12 protein-coding genes, 2 tRNA genes and 3 rRNA genes are annotated in these 19,600 nt (G+C 44.0%); 15 read left to right on the top strand and 2 right to left on the bottom strand.

The window, feature by feature from the left end:
* Nucleotides 1-28 precede the first annotated feature (28 nt).
* Nucleotides 29-1,576 carry a glutamine-hydrolyzing GMP synthase gene (gene guaA / locus JM64_RS00980; RefSeq protein WP_064011118.1) on the bottom strand — a complete coding sequence of 516 codons (1,548 nt, stop codon included), beginning with the start codon at nt 1,574-1,576 and terminating at the stop codon, nt 29-31.
* A gap of 231 nt (nt 1,577-1,807) precedes the next feature.
* Here guaA and JM64_RS00975 point away from each other — a divergent pair, with 231 nt between their 5' ends.
* Genes JM64_RS00975 through JM64_RS00965 form a run of 3 tightly spaced genes read left to right on the top strand, consistent with a single transcriptional unit; the run spans nt 1,808 to nt 6,699 of the window.
* Nucleotides 1,808-3,676, top strand: a complete 1,869-nt coding sequence (locus JM64_RS00975) for a beta-N-acetylhexosaminidase (RefSeq protein WP_064011117.1) — start codon at nt 1,808-1,810, stop codon at nt 3,674-3,676.
* A gap of 3 nt (nt 3,677-3,679) precedes the next feature.
* The gene (locus JM64_RS00970; protein WP_064011116.1) at nt 3,680-5,251 is read left to right on the top strand and encodes an ABC transporter permease; all 1,572 of its coding nucleotides are present in this window, start codon (nt 3,680-3,682) and stop codon (nt 5,249-5,251) included.
* Entirely contained in the window at nt 5,248-6,699 is a 1,452-nt protein-coding gene (locus JM64_RS00965) for a phospho-sugar mutase (RefSeq protein ID WP_064011115.1), read from the top strand. The genes JM64_RS00970 and JM64_RS00965 overlap by 4 nt, the downstream gene beginning before the upstream one ends.
* A 47-nt stretch (nt 6,700-6,746) precedes the next feature.
* Here the strand turns inward: JM64_RS00965 and JM64_RS00960 are convergent, their stop codons facing one another.
* Nucleotides 6,747-7,625 carry a PhzF family phenazine biosynthesis protein gene (locus JM64_RS00960; RefSeq protein WP_064011114.1) on the bottom strand — a complete coding sequence of 293 codons (879 nt, stop codon included), beginning with the start codon at nt 7,623-7,625 and terminating at the stop codon, nt 6,747-6,749.
* A 154-nt stretch (nt 7,626-7,779) separates the two neighbouring features.
* Between JM64_RS00960 and JM64_RS00955 the strand changes: the two genes are divergently transcribed.
* The 12 genes from JM64_RS00955 (at nt 7,780) to JM64_RS00900 (ending at nt 19,591) form a co-directional block, all read left to right on the top strand.
* Complete coding sequence (locus JM64_RS00955; RefSeq protein ID WP_064011113.1) at nt 7,780-8,583, top strand: metallophosphoesterase family protein; 804 nt, start codon at nt 7,780-7,782, stop codon at nt 8,581-8,583.
* A gap of 460 nt (nt 8,584-9,043) precedes the next feature.
* Nucleotides 9,044-10,550, top strand: a 16S ribosomal RNA gene (locus JM64_RS00950).
* Between the two features lie 41 nt (nt 10,551-10,591).
* Nucleotides 10,592-10,668, top strand: a tRNA-Ile gene (locus JM64_RS00945).
* A gap of 5 nt (nt 10,669-10,673) precedes the next feature.
* Nucleotides 10,674-10,749 (top strand) — tRNA-Ala (locus JM64_RS00940).
* Nucleotides 10,750-10,783: 34 nt separating this feature from the next.
* A 23S ribosomal RNA gene (locus JM64_RS00935) occupies nt 10,784-13,708 on the top strand.
* Nucleotides 13,709-13,732: 24 nt separating this feature from the next.
* Nucleotides 13,733-13,849 (top strand): 5S ribosomal RNA (gene rrf / locus JM64_RS00930).
* The 16S, 23S and 5S rRNA genes sit together here with 2 tRNA genes alongside, the layout of an rRNA operon.
* A 219-nt stretch (nt 13,850-14,068) precedes the next feature.
* Nucleotides 14,069-15,595 (top strand): GGDEF domain-containing protein, encoded by a 1,527-nt coding sequence (locus JM64_RS00925; protein WP_064011112.1) that lies wholly within the window; start codon nt 14,069-14,071, stop codon nt 15,593-15,595.
* A gap of 36 nt (nt 15,596-15,631) precedes the next feature.
* Nucleotides 15,632-16,462, top strand: a complete 831-nt coding sequence (locus tag JM64_RS00920; protein WP_064011111.1) for a protease complex subunit PrcB family protein — start codon at nt 15,632-15,634, stop codon at nt 16,460-16,462.
* A gap of 181 nt (nt 16,463-16,643) precedes the next feature.
* Nucleotides 16,644-17,552 carry a pseudouridine-5'-phosphate glycosidase gene (locus tag JM64_RS00915; protein WP_064012436.1) on the top strand — a complete coding sequence of 303 codons (909 nt, stop codon included), beginning with the start codon at nt 16,644-16,646 and terminating at the stop codon, nt 17,550-17,552.
* Nucleotides 17,507-18,421, top strand: a complete 915-nt coding sequence (locus JM64_RS00910) for an RNA polymerase factor sigma-54 (RefSeq protein WP_064011110.1) — start codon at nt 17,507-17,509, stop codon at nt 18,419-18,421. The genes JM64_RS00915 and JM64_RS00910 overlap by 46 nt, the downstream gene beginning before the upstream one ends.
* A gap of 4 nt (nt 18,422-18,425) precedes the next feature.
* Nucleotides 18,426-19,028 (top strand): phosphodiesterase, encoded by a 603-nt coding sequence (yfcE, locus tag JM64_RS00905; RefSeq protein ID WP_064011109.1) that lies wholly within the window; start codon nt 18,426-18,428, stop codon nt 19,026-19,028.
* On the top strand, nt 18,989-19,591 hold the full coding sequence (locus JM64_RS00900; protein ID WP_014452064.1) for an IMPACT family protein: 603 nt from the start codon (nt 18,989-18,991) through the stop codon (nt 19,589-19,591). The genes yfcE and JM64_RS00900 overlap by 40 nt, the downstream gene beginning before the upstream one ends.
* Nucleotides 19,592-19,600: the final 9 nt, after the last annotated feature.

Raw genomic sequence — 19,600 nt, 5'->3', positions numbered from 1 at the left:
GCTGTTATTTGGTTCTACTTTATTCCAATTATTCCCACTCAATTGTTGCGGGTGGTTTTGATGTTATGTCGTAAACAACCCTATTTACACCTCTTACTTCATTCACTATCCTTTTCGCAACGTGGTTCAAAAATTCATGTGGCAACTTTGCCCAATCTGCTGTCATACCATCTTCGCTTGTTACCGCTCTCAGCGCAATAACATTCTCGTAAGTTCTATAATCTCCCATGACACCAACAGTTTTGACAGGTAGCAAAACAGCAAACGCTTGCCAGACTTTGTTGTACAAATCCCACTTTTTGAGTTCCTCGATAAATATCGCATCCGCTTCCTGCAAGATGCTTACAGCTTCTCTTGTCACAGCGCCAATTATTCTAACTGCAAGTCCTGGACCTGGGAACGGATGACGATAAATTATGCTTTCGGGCAAGCCTAACTCTTTACCAAGAGCTCTAACCTCATCTTTAAAAAGGTATCTGAGTGGTTCAATGATTTTGAAAGGCAGCTTTTCCGGTAATCCACCAACGTTGTGATGAGTTTTAATCTTTGCACCAGCTTTTCGTTCTGCCACCTTACTCTCTATTACATCTGGATAGAGTGTTCCTTGTGCCAAATATTGAATGTCTCCGTGCTGTTGTTTAAGCTTCATCGCTTCTTCGTAAAAAACGTCTATAAATGTGTGTCCGATTATTTTTCTTTTCTCTTCAGGGTCTTCGATACCTTCCAAAGCTTTGAAGAACCTATCCGATGCATCTACGCAGTATATCTTTATGCCTAAGTTTTCAAATTGTTTCACCACTTCTTGACCTTCGTTTTTTCTTAACAGTCCCGTGTCAACAAATATAGGTATCAACTTATCTGGCACGGCTTTGTGTAATAACATGGCTACAACAGAAGAGTCAACCCCTCCCGACAAGCCAAGGATAACCTTTCCATCTATCTTTTTTCTGAGCTCGTTTATTAATTCTTCAGCAAGGTTTTTCATCAACCAGTTTGGAGAAAGTTTCGCAACGACTGTTAAGAAATTGCGTAGTATATCTTTTCCATGTTGAGTGTGAACAACTTCCGGGTGGAATTGGACTCCGTAATATTTATTGTCCAAGCTTCGAATTGCTGCATAAGGAGAGTTCTCGCTTCTTGCTATAACTTCAAACCCGTCTGGTAGAATTTCCACTCTGTCAGAATGACTCATCCAAACGGTGAATTTATTAGGTACCCCTTCGAAGATTCCGATGTGTTTTACAACTTCCAACTGAGCTGGTCCAAATTCTCTGTGCGGAGATTTCTCTACCCTTCCTCCGAGTTGATGAACAAGGGCTTGGAGCCCGTAGCAGATTCCAAGAACTGGCAGGTTGCTTTCAAAAACGTAGGAAGGTATCTTAGGTGAGTTCTCATCATAAACGCTTGCGGGACCTCCTGAGAGAATAAACGCACTTGGAGAAAGCTTTTGGACGTTCTCCCAGGGTTCGTCGTAAGGGAGTAGTTCTGCATAAAAACCAAGTTCCCTAACACGCCTGAGTATCAACTGTGTGTACTGTGAGCCAAAATCAAGTACCACAACTGTTTTTCTCTCCATCGTCTTCCCCCCACGGTTTTTTGGTAATTTGCTATTTTCATTGTTTCGCTTATACCAAAAAGTTATCATATGAATATGCATTCTTCAAGCAAAAATATTTGAATTTTGTTTTGCAATTGTTATGAGCTATTTGCAAGTAAGCTTATGTAATCCGCTTGCAGTGATATAATTCTTTTTGGAAAACAAAAAGAGATAGTGATGCTTTTATGCATTAAAAAGGGGAGTGTTGATATGGGTAAAGAATTGTTGTTAATTCCAAAACCGAAGATGGTAAGGTGGACGTTTGAGAGAGAATCTGGTGTAACTATTCCAAAAAATGGGTTTATCTATACGACAAACGAAAAGATAGCTAAGTATTTGAAAGAAAAAGAAGCAGTATTTAAAGAATACACGATAATAAAATCTACGAAGGGGGATGAATTCGTACAGTTGGTAGTTAACCCCTACATTTTCCCAAAGAAAGAGGGTTACAGACTAACTATAGACCGAAACATCATCATAATAGCTCACGATGAGGCAGGTTTGTTTTACGGTGTTCAAACGTTAAGACAGATTTTGAGGCAGATCTCACAGTTCGAAAATAAACTACCAAAACTGTTCATCGAAGACTTTCCGGACTATGGAAATCGAGGAATAATGATTGATATAAGCCGAGACAGGATTCCAAATCTTGAGGTTCTCAAATCCATTATCGGAAAGCTTTCGGAACTGAAGATAAATCAGGTCCAGCTTTACATGGAACACACGTTTGCCTACAGAGGTCACGAGAAGGTGTGGAAAGAATACAGTGCTTTGACGCATGAAGAAATAATTGAACTGGATGCTTTTTGCAAAGAACACTTCATCGAGCTTGTTCCCAATCAGAATACATTCGGTCATTTAAGCAAATGGCTTATACATGATGAGTACAAACATCTTGCTGAGGCACCAGATGGGTATGATACACCGTGGGGAGGTCGGTACGAGTATCCGTTCTCTATCTCTCCGCTTGTTCCAGGCTCGCTAGACTTTGTAAAAGAACTATTAGGAGAACTCTTACCAAACTTTTCAAGTGAGCAGGTAAACATTGGTTGTGATGAGACATTCGATTTGGGACAGGGAAAATCTAAAGAATTGTGCGAGCAGTATGGTAAAGGCAAGGTCTATTTTGACTTTTTGATGAAGATTTACAGTATCGCAAAAAGCTACAAAAAAGCTGTAATGTTCTGGGGGGATATTATCGAAAATCATCCTGAGTTTATTCCTCAGTTGCCAAAGGATATGATTGCGATGGTATGGGGTTACGAGGCGAATCACCCGTTTGATGAAAAATGCAAACTTTATTCAGAAAGTGGGTTGTCTTTCTATGTCTGTCCAGGCACATCTACGTGGAATGCTTTTATTGGAAGAGCCGATAACGCTATTGAAAACATAAGGAATGCAATTTACAATGGATACAAGCACGGGGCAATAGGAGTGTTAACAACCGATTGGGGAGATAATGGACATCCACAACATCTACCTTTTTCGTGGATTGGGTTCTCTATGAGCGCTGCTCTTAGTTGGAATTTGGCGGGGATTACAATTGAAGAGCTACTAAACTCCATTAATTTCCACATATTTGAGACAGAAAAACCCTTAGCAGAGGTTATATACAGATTAGGTCAGTTACACAACGCTCTTCCATACACACCAAATGGAACGCCGTATTTCTATGCTTTTATCTTCCCAGATAGGTTTAGCCAAAACGAGAAGCTGAAAGAAATAAACGAAGAAACTTTGGACAAGCTAAGGAACGAACTAAAAGAAATAAAAGAAGACCTATGTTCAATGTCGTTGGAGGATAAGCATCTTGAAAACATTATTGAACAACTAGTTAACAACATAGAATTCGCTAATTTGGGCGTGCAGGTGCTAAGTTTCCTCAAAACTTATGGTTCTATCGAATCTGTTCCAGACAACGAATGGAACGAATTTGATACGGAACTTGAACGTGTTTTGAAAGACTACAAAAGAATTTGGTTAAAATGGAATAGGCCAGGAGGGTTAGAGCAAAGCGTTTTCAAATTAACAAGAATAAGAAGAGTAAGAAATGGTGACAGGCGGGGGTTGATTTTCTAAGTCATGCGAAAGAGACAAAAGAAACTGAAGTCGCTTGTTAGCCTTATAACAGCATCTATTCCGATTCTATATTTAGCACTTGCACTGCTTATACCGTTTATTTTAAACCTTCGTTTTGCCGGTGGGTTTTCTTTTAACGCACTTGTTGATAACAGTTCAAAAATAAAGTTCACGATATATCAGGCATTCTTGTCTTCAGCTCTAACTGCACTTTTAGGAATCCCTGGGGCATACCTTGTTGGCAGAACGAAGATACATCCCGTGATTAAAAAAGTGTTCCGTGTTATGTCGAGCATACCTTTCGTATTACCTGGAATTACAATGGCTATAGGATTTTTTCTTGTTTTTGGCAACAAAGGGTTGTACTCGCAGTTGCTGAGACTTTTTGGGTTTAATGTTCGTATATTATACACATTTACCGCAGTGCTCCTTGGTCATGTCTTTTACAACTTTCCTCTCTTTATCAGGATAGTTGGTGAAGCATGGGAAAACATGGATGGTTATTTAATAGAGGCTGCAAAAATCGATGGTGCATCAAAATGGCAAGTATTTTCAAAAGTAGAAATTCCTGTGCTTTTGCCAGCAATATTAAGAGCATTTTTCTTAACATACATTTATACATTCACCAGCTTTTCAGTAGTTTTGATACTTGGTGGAATCAAGTATTCAACACTTGAAGTGGCGATTTACATGTATTCAAGAATCACTTTCGATTTCAAAGCTGCTTCCACATTGATGCTTTTCCAACTTTTGTTTATTTCTGTTATAGGCTTTTTCACATCCGTTAAAAGGGAGAGCTTCGATAAACACCACTACCAACACCTCGAGAAATTTCCACTTTGGGGTTATTTTTTCTTTGTGATATCCACACTATTAATATTTGTTCCCTTAATCTACTCAGCACTTTCTGGCTTTTTGGATTATTACGGTAATTTTTCTCTGACAAATTTCAAAATGCTCTTTTTGGAAGATTTAGAGTACCTTGTGGGAACGGATTTGAAGAGCATGATTTTTTACACATTCATTATAGCGTTGTCTTCCTCGTTAATGAGTGTTGTTGTTAATATGTTTGCAGGGTATTATTCTTCCAAAGGCAAAAAGTTGTATTACCTTGTACTCATTCCTGCAGCGCTGTCATCGGTAACGATAGCGTTTTCGTATGTTTTTATAAACATCCCAGTTTTGTTGAGGCTCATCGTTGTCCACTCTTTGATAAACTTACCCATAGTTTTTGGTATCATCGAAACCGGTTGGAGGAATATCCCTCAAAGCATAATAGACGCAGCGAAGGTAGACGGAGCAGGCACTATGAAGTGGGTATCGAAGATAGCGATTCCGATAATGAAAAATTACATCTTCACAGCTTTTGTTTATTCATTTACAATCTCTGTTGGTGAAACTTCTGGAACTTTGACACTTGCAGAACCACCGATAACAACGTTTTCGGTTGTTGTGTTCAGATTGATGAGTTCAAGAAACACAGAAATAGCGATGGCGTTAAATACGTTCTACTTTGTGTTTGTCGTTTCATTGTTCATAATAATAGAAATACTAAGAAAGGAGGAACGTGCATGATTCTTTTTGGCACTGGTGGTATCAGAGGCATAATGAGAGAAGGCGAGTTTGATGAAAAGACCGTTGCTGTAGCTTCAAAAGGCGTAGCCGAGTATATGAAAATGAAAGGTTTAAAAAAAGTTTTGATTGCATACGATACAAGGAATAACTCTGAAACGTTTGCAAAACTTTCAGCCTCAGTTTTTTCAGGTGAAGGAATGGAGGTCTATTTATTTGGTGAACCTGTGCCAACACCAGTTTTATCATATGGCGTGAGAAAACTTGGCATGGATATGGGGATTGTAATAACAGCGAGCCACAACCCACCCGAATACAATGGTTACAAGGTTTATACCTCAAACGGTGTCCAGGCTATTCCGGAAGTTACCGATATCCTAACTGAGCTGGTAAAACAAGCATGGAACCAGCCGATAAATGCAGTAGAAAAGTATACGATAGTGCCACAAGAGTTTCTCGATGAATATATTTCAGATGTTTCAAAAGTTGTGAATGCCGACTTGAAAGGGTTGAAGGTAGTTTATTCACCTCTCCACGGAACAGGTGCAAAGTTTGTGACAAGGCTTTTGAGAATGCTTGGAGCGGAAGTGATAGAAGTTAAAGAGCAAATGGAGCACAACGGCAATTTCCCAACCGTAAAAACCCCAAATCCCGAAGATGATAGAGCTCTTGTATTGCTGAGAAAATACATGGCAGAGTACAACGTAGACCTTGGATTAGCAACAGACCCAGACGCAGACAGAGTAGGTGTGGTTTTTAAGGATGTTAGGTTAACAGGTAACCAGGTGGGTGTTTTGCTTTCTAAAATGTTGATAGACGGATACCTTGAGTCTGGAAGGAATAAGGGAATGCTCGTAAAGACCATAGTGACAACAGACATGGTGAGACCATTGTGTGAAGAAAGTGGAATAAAACTCTTTGAAGTTCCAACAGGATTTAAATTCATAGGAGATTTGGTTGAAAAGCATAAAGAACTCGATTTCGTTTTCGGCTTTGAAGAAAGTTGTGGATATCTAACAGGAGATTTAGCACGAGATAAAGATGCTGTTCTTGCTTGTGGTTTAGTAGCAAAAGCCGCTGTTAACTTCGATTTACTTGACAGAATGGAAGAACTGTACAAAAAATACGGATATTACCTTGAAAAACTCATCAACTTCGATTTCAAATCTGTTGACCAAGCACTTGATGTATATTCAAAATTAAAACAAACAAAGGCCGAAGGGGTTAAAGAAGTCATTGATTACTCAAAAGGGTATAACGGAGTAATTCCAAATGATACCTTAAGGTTGGAATTCGAAGGTGGTCGTATTTTTGTCAGACCATCGGGAACGGAACCTAAAATGAAAGCGTACGTTATGGTAAGAGCCGATACAAAAGAGCACGCCATTTCTAATCTGGAGCAACTTGAAAACAAAATCAAAAGTATTGTTAATGAGATATTAGCGCGATAGATTCGTTAATCACGTTAAAACGGGGGAGCATCCCCCGTTTTCTAAAATTAAAAAATCAAAAGGTTGCCTTCAATAACTATCTTTGCATTTCCGCCAACGTAGGCTTTGTACACTCCATCTTTAAAGTGCACTTTCGCAAATATGTTTGACTTTCTGCCCATCGTTTCACCTTGAATTATCTCATATATCTTTTCTGGCTCAACAATTCCGTATTTGTATAGATAATAAATCAGCGCACCATTGGCTGTTCCCGTAGCCGCTTCTTCAGGTATTCCGTAAAGTGGTGCGAAATCTCTACAATTTGCAAGTGCTCTATCTTCATCAAGGGTGAAAACATGGAAACTTACAATTTCGTTCATTCTGCAATACTCTGAAATTTCTTCAAAATCTGGTGAAAGTGAGAAAAGTATATCCCTCGACTTTACAGGTATGAGAAGGTCCCATAGACCTGTGCTGACAACCTTCGGTTTCAAGTTGTACTTGCTATCGCCTATATCTTTCTGACTTATTCCAAGTATGTTCGCTATCCTGGAAATTTCATTGGTGTCTAATTCATCACCTAAGGATGGAGTTGCTTGCTCCATCATTACTATTCCTTTCTCTATGGAAATATCGATAGTGCCAGCTCGAGTATGTGCTTTGTATATACATCCTTGATTAACTAATCCTAAGTATTCCAATACTTTAAAAGATGCAATGGTTGCATGACCACATAAATCAACTTCGGCAACAGGTGTAAAATATCTAAGGACAAATTCTTTGTCATTCTTGGCTTTCACAAAAGCCGTTTCCGAAAATCTAACTTCCTTAGCGATATTTTGCATAACATTTTCATCGAGAGTGTCCTTCGGACCTAAAATAACAACCCCCGCAGGATTACCCAAGAAAGGAGCTTGCGTAAATGCATCTACCACAAAGAAATTCATACCCTTCCTCCTCCTTTCTCCTTTTGAGCACTCTGTTCAATGATATATTCTACCATTCATAGGCAGGAACTAAATTAATATTTCTTAAAACTTTACATGATATAATTCAAAAGAGAATGCACCTTTATACATCATCAAAGGAGGAGAGTTTCATATGAAAAAAATAGCATTCATATCGGACGTCCATTCAAACCTGGAGGCTTTAAATGCCGTTTTAGAGGACATCGAAAAAAGGAATATAGATGAGGTATATTGTGTCGGGGACCTTGTTGGTTATGGTCCAAACCCGAACGAGGTTGTTGAAGTTATAAGAGAGCGAAAAATTCCTACCGTAATGGGTAACTACGACGATGCTATTGGCTACGAAAAGGACAGCTGTGGTTGTGCTTACAATCCTGGTAGGGAGACGGAGGTTGGGGATGAATCAATTAGCTGGACAATTAGAAATACAACAAAAGAAAATAAAGAATTTCTCAAATCACTTCCGCACCGACTGTCTATTGAAATCGAAGGTCTAAAGATTTTATTGGTCCACGGTAGTCCTGTGAATTATTTGCTTGAGTATGTTAAACCGTCCACATCAGCGGAAAGACTAAAGTTATTGCTCAAGAATGTTGAAGAAGACATAATAATTAATGGTCATACACATCTCATGATGGCACGCCATCTTTTCGGTAAAACCATCCTGAACCCTGGTAGTGTCGGCAGAACGAAAGACGGGGTTCCAGGAGCTACATATCTTATACTATACGTTGACAACGGCGTTTACTGGTACGAGTTTGCGAGGGTCACATACGATGTGAAGACAACCGTGGAAAAGATAGTAAAAGCAGGACTTCCAGTGGAGCTTGCAGTAGTCTTAGCACTTGGTCAAACGTTTGACATGGGTGAAGGGAAAAATACAAAGACAGACGAAAAGAAACATGAGAAAAAAGATGAACCTTTGTTCAACATTTGAAAGGAACTGCTTGAATATAAATTAAACAAGAATACTAACCCCGTTGATTTTTCAAGGGGTTTGAATATTTTCAAAACGCCTGAGAGATAGGAGAGTGTTTGTATTGTGTAACATAGATTAGAGCAAATCCGTTACTGGAATAGACTTTACAGTTAACACAAGGCATAGTAAAATGGCAATCGCCGTCCGCAAGAAGGACGAAAAGGACGAAGCAGATAAGACAAAAAGGCCAGTTGACAATTCAAAGCAAGTATGGTAAATTAAAAAACGCTTAAGGACGCTTAAGAAAAATTAAGCGAAAGAATTTCGGGTCTTGACAAAAGTGAAAGTGTGTGATAAATTAACAAAGCGCGACGGAAAGTTGACGCGATGAAGGTAAGAAGGTAAGAATGAGTCCGGTCATTGAAATACGAATAGCAGCCACCGAAAAAATAAGAGCAGGGTTAAACCTGAAGAGATTAGCTTGGAGGGTTTGATCCTGGCTCAGGGTGAACGCTGGCGGCGTGCCTAACACATGCAAGTCGAGCGGTGCAGCTGGAGGCTTCGGCCGAAGGCTGCATAGCGGCGGACGGGTGCGTAACGCGTAGGAACGTGCCCCCTGGAGGCGGATAGCCGCGGGAAACTGCGGGTAAACCGCCATAGACTCGGGAGAGTAAAGGCCGGAAGGCGCCAGGGGAGCGGCCTGCGTCCCATCAGGTAGTTGGTAGGGTAACGGCCTACCAAGCCTACGACGGGTAGCCGGTCTGAGAGGATGGCCGGCCACAAGGGCACTGAGACACGGGCCCTACTCCTACGGGAGGCAGCAGTGGGGGATATTGGACAATGGGCGAAAGCCTGATCCAGCGACGCCGCGTGGAGGACGAAGCCCTTCGGGGTGTAAACTCCTTTTGTCGGGGAAAAAGGGCTGATGGTACCCGACGAATAAGCCCCGGCTAACTACGTGCCAGCAGCCGCGGTAATACGTAGGGGGCGAGCGTTACCCGGAATCACTGGGCGTAAAGGGTGCGTAGGCGGCCGCGTGTGTCTGGCGTAAAATTCCACGGCTCAACCGTGGGTATGCGCTGGAAACTACGTGGCTTGGGTGCGGCAGAGGCAGACGGAACTGCTGGTGTAGGGGTGAAATCCGTAGATATCAGCAGGAACGCCGGTGGAGAAGTCGGTCTGCTGGGCCGTAACCGACGCTGAGGCACGAAAGCTAGGGGAGCGAACCGGATTAGATACCCGGGTAGTCCTAGCCGTAAACGATGCTCACTAGGTGTGGGGGCGGAAGCCTCCGTGCTGAAGCAAACGCGATAAGTGAGCCGCCTGGGGAGTACGCCCGCAAGGGTGAAACTCAAAGGAATTGACGGGGGCCCGCACAAGCGGTGGAGCGTGTGGTTTAATTGGAAGCTAAGCCAAGAACCTTACCAGGGCTTGACATGCTGGTGGTACCGAGCCGAAAGGTGAGGGACCCTGCCGAAAGGTAGGGAGCCAGCACAGGTGGTGCACGGTCGTCGTCAGCTCGTGCCGTGAGGTGTTGGGTTAAGTCCCGCAACGAGCGCAACCCCTGCCCTTAGTTGCCAGCGGTTCGGCCGGGCACTCTAAGGGGACTGCCGGCGACGAGCCGGAGGAAGGAGGGGATGACGTCAGATACTCGTGCCCCTTATGTCCTGGGCGACACACGCGCTACAATGGGGTGGACAGCGGGAAGCGAGGCAGCGATGCTGAGCAAAACCCTGAAACCACCCCCCAGTTCAGATTGTGGGCTGAAACCCGCCCACATGAAGCCGGAATCGCTAGTAATCGCGGATCAGCCACGCCGCGGTGAATACGTTCCCGGGCCTTGTACACACCGCCCGTCAAGCCACCCGAGTCGCGGGCACCCGAAGACGGTGACTCTTAGGGGCGCCGTTGAGGGTGAACGTGGTGAGGGGGCTAAGTCGTAACAAGGTAGGTGTACCGGAAGGTGCGCCTGGATCACCTCCTTTCTAAGGAGAGGGTGGTGGCTGCTATTCGGATTTGAGTGACTGGGCTCGTAGCTCAGATGGTCAGAGCGCACGCCTGATAAGCGTGAGGTCGGAGGTTCGATTCCTCCCGAGCCCACCATGGGTGGGGACATAGCTCAGCTGGGAGAGCACCTGCTTTGCAAGCAGGGGGTCAGGGGTTCGAATCCCCTTGTCTCCACCAATGGGGAAGGGTCATTGAAAAGTGCATAGGGTAAGGTGAAGGTAGTAAGGGCACGCAGTGGATGCCTAGGCGGCAGGAGGCGAAGAAGGGCGTGGCAAGCTGCGAAAAGCCTGGGGGAGCCGCAAGCGGGCGTTGATCCCAGGATTCCCGAATGGGGCAACCTGCACGGGGGAAACCCGTGCGCCCGAGAGGGCGCGAGACCCGGGGAAGTGAAACATCTCAGTACCCGGAGGAAAAGAAATCAAACGAGATTCCCTGAGTAGAGGCGATCGAAAGGGGAGGAGCCTAAACCAGCCGTGAGGCTGGGGTCGTGGGACACAGCTAGGCTGAGCCCGCTCTGAGGCGTTGTGTAGCCGAACAGTCTGGGAAGGCTGGCCGGAGAGGGTGAGAGCCCCGTAGGCGAAACGCAACGCGTAGGAGTGGCTGTGATCCCGAGTAGCGCGGGACTCGAGGAATCCCGCGTGAATCAGGGGGGACCACCCTCCAAGGCTAAATACTACCTGCCGACCGATAGCGCAACCAGTACCGTGAGGGAAAGGTGAAAAGCACCCCGGAAGGGGAGTGAAAGAGACCTGAAACTGCGTGCCTACAAGAAGTCGGAGCCCGAGAGGGTGACGATGTGCCTTTTGATTAATGAGCCTGGGAGTTACCGTACCTGGCGAGGTTAAGCCGGTAGAGGCGGAGCCGAAGCGAAAGCGAGTCCGAATAGGGCGTGAGTCAGGTGCGGTAGACCCGAAGCCGGGTGAGCTACCCATGGGCAGGATGAAGGTGGGGTAAAACCCACTGGAGGTCCGAACCGGTGGATCGTGAAAAATCCTCGGATGACCTGTGGGTAGGAGTGAAAAGCTAACCGAACCCGGTGATAGCTGGTTCTCCCCGAAATGCATTGAGGTGCAGCCTCGGCAGTTCTGTGGTGGAGGTAGAGCACTGATAGGGCTAGTGGGGTTACCTGCGAACCCTGTCAAACTGCGAATGCCACCACACTAATGCCGGGAGTGAGCCCGTGGGGGATAAGCTCCACGGACGAGAGGGGAACAACCCAGACCGTCGGCTAAGGGCCCGGAGAGGTGGCTAAGTGTGAAGAGGAAGGAAGTGGTGCGTCCTAGACAACCGGGATGTTGGCTTAGAAGCAGCCATCATTTAAAGAGTGCGTAACAGCTCACCGGTCGAGACGCACTGCGCCGAAAATGTGCGGGGCTGAAGCCACCCCCCGAAGCCACGGAACCAGCGGAAGCTGGTTGGTAGGGGAGCGTTCCGCGGTAGGGAGAAGGTAGACCCGAGAGGGCTACTGGACGAGGCGGAAGTGAGAATCCAGGCATGAGTATACGAGAGGATGGTGAGAATCCATCCCCCCGAAAGCCTAAGGGTACCTGGGGAAGGGTCGTCCGCCCAGGGTGAGTCGGGACCTAAGGGAAACCCGAAAGGGGTACCCGATGGGAAACCGGTTAATATTCCGGTACCACCTGCGTATCGATACTGTAGGCGGGGACGCAGGAGGCTAAGCTCCGGGGATAAGTGGCAAATCCCTCCAAGCGGTTAGGCGAAGAGGGCTGTAGGTAAGTCCGCAGCCTGAGCTGAGCCGTGAAGGGGAGAGCCCGAGAGGGCTCAACGGAGCTGACGCCACACTGCCGAGAAAAGCCGCGTGCAGTGATACGTGGGTGCCCGTTCCGCAAACCGACACAGGTAGGCGGGCTGAGAAAGCTAAGGGGAGCGGGATAACCCTTGCCAAGGAACTCGGCAAATTGGCCCCGTAACTTCGGGAGAAGGGGTGCTACGGTAGGTTGAACCCAGGGGAAGCCGAGAGGCGGAAACTGGGGGAGGCCGAGGTAGCCGCAGTGACAAGGCCCTGGCGACTGTTTACCAAAAACACAGGTCTCTGCGAACTCGATGAGAGGAAGTATAGGGACTGACGCCTGCCCGGTGCCGGAAGGTTAAGGGGAGGGGTGCAAGCTCCGAACCGAAGCCCCGGTAAACGGCGGCCGTAACTATAACGGTCCTAAGGTAGCGAAATTCCTTGTCGGGTAAGTTCCGACCTGCATGAATGGCGTAACGACTGGGGCACTGTCTCGGCAGGGGACCCGGTGAAATTTCAGTCTGGGTGAAGATGCCCAGTACCCGCAGCTAGACGGAAAGACCCCGTGGAGCTTTACTGTAGCCTGGTATTGTGCTCTGTTGCGGCGTGTACAGGATAGGTGGGAGGCTGAGAACCGGGCTCGCCAGGGTCCGGGGAGCCGACGGTGGGATACCACCCTCGTCGCAGCGGAGTTCTAACCTACGCGTGTGGAGAGCACGCGAGGGACAGTGCCAGGTGGGCAGTTTGACTGGGGCGGTCGCCTCCTAAAGGGTAACGGAGGCGCGCGAAGCTCGGCTCAGGTGGGTTGGAAATCCACCGTGAGAGTGCAAGGGCAAAAGCCGGGCTGACTGCGAGACCGACGGGTCGAGCAGAGGGGAAACCCGGTCCTAGTGACCCGGCGACTCCGAGTGGAAGGGTCGTCGATCAACGGACAAAAGTTACCCCGGGGATAACAGGCTAGTCTAGCCCGAGAGTTCACATCGACGGCTAGGCTCGGCACCTCGATGTCGGCTCATCCCATCCTGGGGCTGAAGCAGGTCCCAAGGGTTAGGCTGTTCGCCTATTAAAGGGGTACGTGAGCTGGGTTCAGACCGTCGTGAGACAGGTCGGTCCCTATCTGCTGCGGGCGTAGGAGGCTTGAGGAGGGTCGCCCTTTGTACGAGAGGACCAGGGTGAGGGAGCCTCTGGTGTACCAGCTGTCCTGCCAAGGGCATACGCTGGGTAGCCACGCTCCTGAGCGATAACCGCTGAAAGCATCTAAGCGGGAAGCGCGCTCCAAGATGAGGCCTCCAAGGCCGGTCCGAGAAGAGGACCTAGATAGGCCGGTGGTGGGAGCACCGAGAGGTGTGGAGCCAACCGGTACTAATAGGCCGAATCCTTCACCTTAACCCTATGCACTTTTGAATGGCCCTGGGTGCCGATACTGCGGTGGGAAACACCCAGCTCCATTCCGAACCTGGCCGTTAAGCCACCGCGGGCCGATGGTAGTAAGGGGGCGACCCCTTGCGAGAGTAGGTAGTGCCCAGGATTCCTAATACCCTTCAAAAAGCCTCTGCAAAAAGCAGAGGCTTTTTTGTTTTTTGTTGTTTTTTCTTTTTTAAACTAGGCTTGATAAAAATATCTTAACAGTGATATAATACATTGTGAAAGTGGTTTGAACATTTTCGTGTGTGGACATTTATTAAGGCGCTGTTATCATTTTTGTGATACCAGGTGGGAATAGTAAATGGGGGTGTTAGAAACAAGATGTTTAAAACAAAATCTTTACTATTGATTTTACTTGCTGGATTGTTATCTGGTGATCTTTATTTTGTTCTCGGTTTGATAAATAAACCAGCTGGACCTATCATACAATGGGATGCTCAGCTAGGGAAGTATATAGAACTAACTAAACCTTCGAAAGTAGCTTTAAATGGAACCTTTGAGTACGATGGTATAAATAACTGCATTGTTTTCCAAAAAGTTTTGGCTACAAAGTTCGAGGTTTATGTAAATGGTGTACTTACAGCCTCGTTCGGGGACGGTAGTGGAAATCTTTGGCCCAGGGCTTTAATGGTTAGGGTTCCAAAGGTCTTATTGTATCCAGAGAGACCAAACAGAATAACTGTTGTTTTACATGGCCTAGTTGGTGTAGGTTTGTATGGTAAACCTTATTTAGCAACCTATGAATATGCTATTCAAAGAGTAGGCTTAATAGATTTATTCAGGGACAAAATAACCATTGCTGGTATTGGTGCCACTGCTTTGATTATTTACTTGCTCTTGATTGCTTACCAAAGTGCTAATGAACGAGAAAAAAGGGTTTACCTTTACTTGGCAGTTGCTTCTGCCTTCATGATAGCTTCACTTGTTCAATTCACCTACCGCGAATCCTCTGGCAGCCCAGAGCTTTACCTCCTATTCGAGGAATTTGCTGTAACAGGTCCGGTATTTGTTTTAACATATCTCTTTTTTGCTATATTAATCATTTCAACAGGGAATGCTTGGCTCAACAAAAAATTTGAATACATTCTCAAAACCATACCTGTTATTTTAATATCCGTGGCTATGTTTTCCACAAGTGTTAAATATATCCACATTGCAGGTACAATCTCACAGATTTACTCCCTTGTTTTAATGTTTATCATACTTTATTTCATCTTCAAGCACAAACTAATAGAATTCTATTTCCCTGTCGTGTTCCTATACTTCACAGGAATCCAAACATTTTATGTTTTAGCCACAAACCAAACAAACGAACTGACAATCCATTATGGTCGATTCGTTTTTCTGGTGTTCGTTGGAACTGCAACAATTAGGAAGTTTAAGGACATATCTATTTCACACGAAAAACTAAAGAAGGAGAACCTTATCGACCATTTAACCGGCGTTTACAATCGAAAGGTGATAGATCTAATTCCCAGAGGAGGAACGTTCGTCCTACTTGACTTAGATGGTTTCAAAGTTCTCAACGATAAATACGGTCATATTTTTGGTGACAGCGTTCTGAAAAAGTTTGCTGAAATTGTAAAATCGCATATCAGAAGCCAGGATTATTTCATACGATTGGGTGGAGATGAATTTTGTTTGATATTTAAATCTGTAAAAGAAAATGACGTGTTAAAGATTATAAACCGCTTATACAACGATTGCAGAAATGTACTTGGCATTGGCTTTTCGTATGGTTACGCACAATTTGAAGATTTTGACAAAGCATACGAAGAAGCTGATAAAAAGATGTATGAACAGAAAATCTATAAATACTCACAGAACAGCAAAAAATCCGGTTTATGATTTGCTTTTCACGAACTTTAGAAAGGAGGATGTGGTATGAGAACAAAAAGAACGCAGGGAATCATCTGTTTGTTAATCGTTTTAGCTATTACCGTAGTCTTTTCTGTACTTTCTTTTGCTCAGGGAATAGAATTGTTTGTCAAGAAGCTTACCACAACATTGCCTGAGTATTTGTTTAAATCGGTTGGGACAAAGACTTTTTCTGTTCAGTACATAAAGCTCTTTGAAGATGATGAAAGTAAAGGATACATCCTCAAAGCCTGGGTGTTCCAACCTCTATCAACCCAGCAAGCTAATACTTTTTTCAAAATCCGTGCGGTAAGTTTTGATGGTAAGAAAGAATACACAGAAGAAATTGCTGGGATACGTGACAAAAACTATATTCGTCTACCTTTGATACTAGTTATCCTTCCAGCAAAGTATACATTGTATGTCAATTCTCAAGTCGTTGAGCAACCCAAACCAACTACAGGTGGTGAAATAAGCGTGCCAATTTATGGTGATAAAGAGAGTGCGAATATAAAAATATTGGTTCGAACCCAGGCAGGTTACAGAGTAATTTCTGAAGGTGAAGAAGTATCAAAGGATGACATTGTTTTACTTCAAGTGATTGCAGGGACATTCCCAACAGGTGGGTATCGAATAGAACTAAACGAACCAGACATCGTTTATCCGGTTGGTAAGAATCCTGGAAAAATTACGGTAACAGGCACGTTTTACAAACCAGGTCCCGGTGATATGGTAACACAGGCTTTCACAACACCGACAAAAACAATAGAACTTGGTAAATTCCCATCTGGCATGTATGAAGTGATAGTGGATATAAAAAACTTAGGTGAGTTTAGGGCCGTTTTCAATGTGAAGTGAAGAACTGCGGAACTAGTCGTCTAAGTCGTTCGAAAAGAAGTTAATTCTTTTAATCTGGGGAGTCAAAGAGTCAAACATTTGGCTCCCTCTTTTTCAATTTTTGCCGAAGTGTTTTATGTATGTTATAATTAACATCAGAACACAACAAGACAACACAGCTAAGCCAACAGGAGTGAGGAAGATGCATGAATTAAAGATATCACCCAAAGTCAAAGATGCACTCGAAAAACGTAAACCGATTGTTGCCCTTGAGAGCACTGTAATTGCTCACGGATTACCATATCCGCACAATATAGAAACAGCAAAGACTCTGGAACAGATCTGCACAGAAAATGGTGTTGTTCCAGCAACGATAGGGGTTCTTAAAGGGGAAATCATAGTGGGAATGACAGAAGAAGAAATCAGCCATATGCTTGAGGATGACCCTTTGAAAATAGGCACACGTGAGATACCTTACGTGGTTGCATTGAAGAAAAGTGCTGCAACAACGGTCAGTGCTACGATGCGTATAGCCAAAATGGCAGGTATAGATGTATTCGCAACGGGTGGGATTGGTGGCGTACACGTAGGTGACTGGGATGTTTCACAGGATATAACGGAGATGTCGAAGACAGATATGATAGTTGTAAGCGCAGGTTGTAAGTCCATTCTTGATGTGAAAAAAACTATCGAATTCATGGAGACGTTCCAGATACTCGTGCTTGGATACAGAACAGATAAATTCCCTATATTCTACGAAGGTCTATCTTCCTACAAATTAGACCACGTGGTTGAAAAGCCAGAGGAAATTGCAAAAATTTACTTGGCTAAGACAGAACTCGGCATAGAAGGGGCTATCTTAGTAGCAAATCCCATTCCTGAAGAGCACGCTATATCAGAAAGCGAAGTAGAACTTTACATCAAACAGGCGTTAAAAGAATGCGAAGAGAAAGGTATCACAGGTAAGCAAGTCACACCGTATCTTCTTTCGCGTGTAGCTGAGCTGAGTAATTACAAAACCTTAAGAGCGAATATTGAACTTTTAAAAAACAATGTGGGGTTGGCATGCCAAATAGCAAAAGAAATAACAACTCTCAAACTCCAAGGTTAGAACAAAAGCTATTACTCACAAAAACGGAGAGGTTCTATCTTAACATACTTGAGCTACCGTATCACATCTTGCGTGAGAAATACTTACCTGTGGTTGAAATAGACGACACATATCATCCATATTCTGAAGACCTCCATGAGGTCTTAGTCAAGTTGTTACCATACCTTGGACTAACCGACCAAGAAGAGAAAGTAGCTGAATACATAATCTACAACATCGACAGTTCAGGAAAACTAAGGATTACACCTCTGGAACTGGCAGAAAAATTTAATATCCAAGTTCAGCAAGCCAAAGAACTTATTGACCTAATTTTCACAGAATTTGCGGAAGAGATTCAGCAAAACACAGTTAATGAAAATCTCATGTACATCGAACCGGATATAATAATGACCCCAGAAAAGGTAGAGGTTCGAAAGATAGAAGTAAAGGACCCAATAATAGCTAAAGCGTTACAAATGAGAGAAGAAACACTCTTTAGAATTTGCGAAGAAATACGTAAGGTAAATGAATACTTTCTCAGAGGCTACAGAAAATACCCTCAGATATTTACCATGAGATACATGGCAAGACTCTTAGGGGTGCATGTTTCGACCATTAGTAGAGCTGTTAGAAATAAACACGTTAGCACACCACTAGGGATTCTTCCTCTAAGGTTCTTTTTTGGAAGAATACTCAACAAAAAAATCGTGCTGCAAGAAATCGAAAAACTGCTCAAATTGGACAGTGAATTGACAGATGCCCACATTACACTTGTACTCAAATCAGCAGGTATCCAAATATCGCGCAGAACGGTTAATAAATACAGAAGAATGTTGGAAACTTTAGAAAATAATCAAGAAGATAAAACAACATCTAGTACAGGAGGATGAAGGTATGGGACGCGTTAAAGTATTGATATTAAGCGATACACATGGTTCTGTAAAAGCGTGGGAAGATTTAGAAAAGCTATTCGATTTGTCTTCTTTCACAAGTATTTTTCACCTTGGCGACATTCTTTACCACGGTCCAAGGAACCCTCTTCCGGAAGGGTACAACCCAAAAGAATTGGTCGAAAAACTCAAAAAGTATCGAATTAACTATATACGTGGGAACTGTGACGCAGATGTTGATTTGAAAGTATTAGAAATACCTGAAATGCCGAAAATTTCCATGGAATACTTCGGCGATTTCTCCTTCATTCTTGTCCATGGTGAAATCTTTGAAGAGAACAACATCGAAGAATTTGCAAGGGATACAAAAGCTCAGTTCATTGTTCACGGTCACACGCATGTTTCAAAAATAGAGGAAATAAGCGGAAAATATGTGTTGAACCCGGGAAGCACATCGCTCCCAAAAAACAACACTCCGAGAAGTGTTTTGGTAATTGAAGTAGATGAAGAAACGCTCTTAGCAAAGTTCTACAACCTTGACAATGGGCAGGTGTACATTGAAACAAAATGGAGATTGAAAGATTCCGAACTATTGAAGGAACAATAGAAACAAAGTTAAACATAGAGCGTTCTATATTCATCACCACACTTAAAGGAGTTCAAACAGAAGAAGAAGCCAAAGCTTTTATTAGCGAAATAAACAAAAAATACCAAGATGCTACCCACAACTGCCCAGCTTACCGGGTCATTTACAGTGGCAACATTCTTGAATTTTCCTCCGATGCTGGTGAGCCTTCAGGAACGGCCGGACTCCCTATGCTGAACACTCTCAGGAAACATCAACTGCTCAATGTAGTGGTTGTTGTTACTAGATACTTCGGAGGAGTAAAGCTTGGGGTCAGAGGGCTGATAGATGCATACTCTAAAGCAGTTGAGATTGCAATAGAGAAAGCGCAGAGTGAAGGACGCATAATTGAGAAAAAAAGAGTATACAAGCAAAAATTAAAGATTGATTTCCTTTCGTACGGTAAAAAAATGCAACAACTGAGCTATATAGGGGTTAACATACTTGATATTTCGTATACCGAAGAATATGCTTTAATTGAACTGATACATTCCGAGCCATTGGACATGCCAGAGGTTGTAGACACTCAATTGGTATACGTATAATAAGATAAG

It is taken from the genome of Fervidobacterium pennivorans, from assembly GCF_001644665.1.
In the GTDB taxonomy this organism is placed as follows: domain Bacteria; phylum Thermotogota; class Thermotogae; order Thermotogales; family Fervidobacteriaceae; genus Fervidobacterium; species Fervidobacterium ngatamarikiense.
The sequence above is the reverse complement of the archived record's forward strand: the minus strand, read 5'-3'. Positions and strand labels throughout refer to the sequence as shown.

Bases quoted from the DNA above. Each gene is read 5' to 3' on its own strand.
- JM64_RS00965 (WP_064011115.1), top strand. From the start codon at position 5,248: ATGATTCTTTTTGGCACTGGTGGTATCAGAGGCATAATGAGAGAAGGC.
- JM64_RS00955 (WP_064011113.1), top strand. From the start codon at position 7,780: ATGAAAAAAATAGCATTCATATCGGACGTCCATTCAAACCTGGAGGCT.
- JM64_RS00915 (WP_064012436.1), top strand. From the start codon at position 16,644: ATGCATGAATTAAAGATATCACCCAAAGTCAAAGATGCACTCGAAAAA.
- JM64_RS00910 (WP_064011110.1), top strand. From the start codon at position 17,507: ATGCCAAATAGCAAAAGAAATAACAACTCTCAAACTCCAAGGTTAGAA.
- JM64_RS00900 (WP_014452064.1), top strand. From the start codon at position 18,989: ATGGAGATTGAAAGATTCCGAACTATTGAAGGAACAATAGAAACAAAG.
- JM64_RS00970 (WP_064011116.1), top strand. From the start codon at position 3,680: ATGCGAAAGAGACAAAAGAAACTGAAGTCGCTTGTTAGCCTTATAACA.
- JM64_RS00925 (WP_064011112.1), top strand. From the start codon at position 14,069: ATGTTTAAAACAAAATCTTTACTATTGATTTTACTTGCTGGATTGTTA.
- JM64_RS00975 (WP_064011117.1), top strand. From the start codon at position 1,808: ATGGGTAAAGAATTGTTGTTAATTCCAAAACCGAAGATGGTAAGGTGG.
- yfcE (WP_064011109.1), top strand. From the start codon at position 18,426: ATGGGACGCGTTAAAGTATTGATATTAAGCGATACACATGGTTCTGTA.
- guaA (WP_064011118.1), bottom strand. From the start codon at position 1,576: ATGGAGAGAAAAACAGTTGTGGTACTTGATTTTGGCTCACAGTACACA.
- JM64_RS00960 (WP_064011114.1), bottom strand. From the start codon at position 7,625: ATGAATTTCTTTGTGGTAGATGCATTTACGCAAGCTCCTTTCTTGGGT.
- JM64_RS00920 (WP_064011111.1), top strand. From the start codon at position 15,632: ATGAGAACAAAAAGAACGCAGGGAATCATCTGTTTGTTAATCGTTTTA.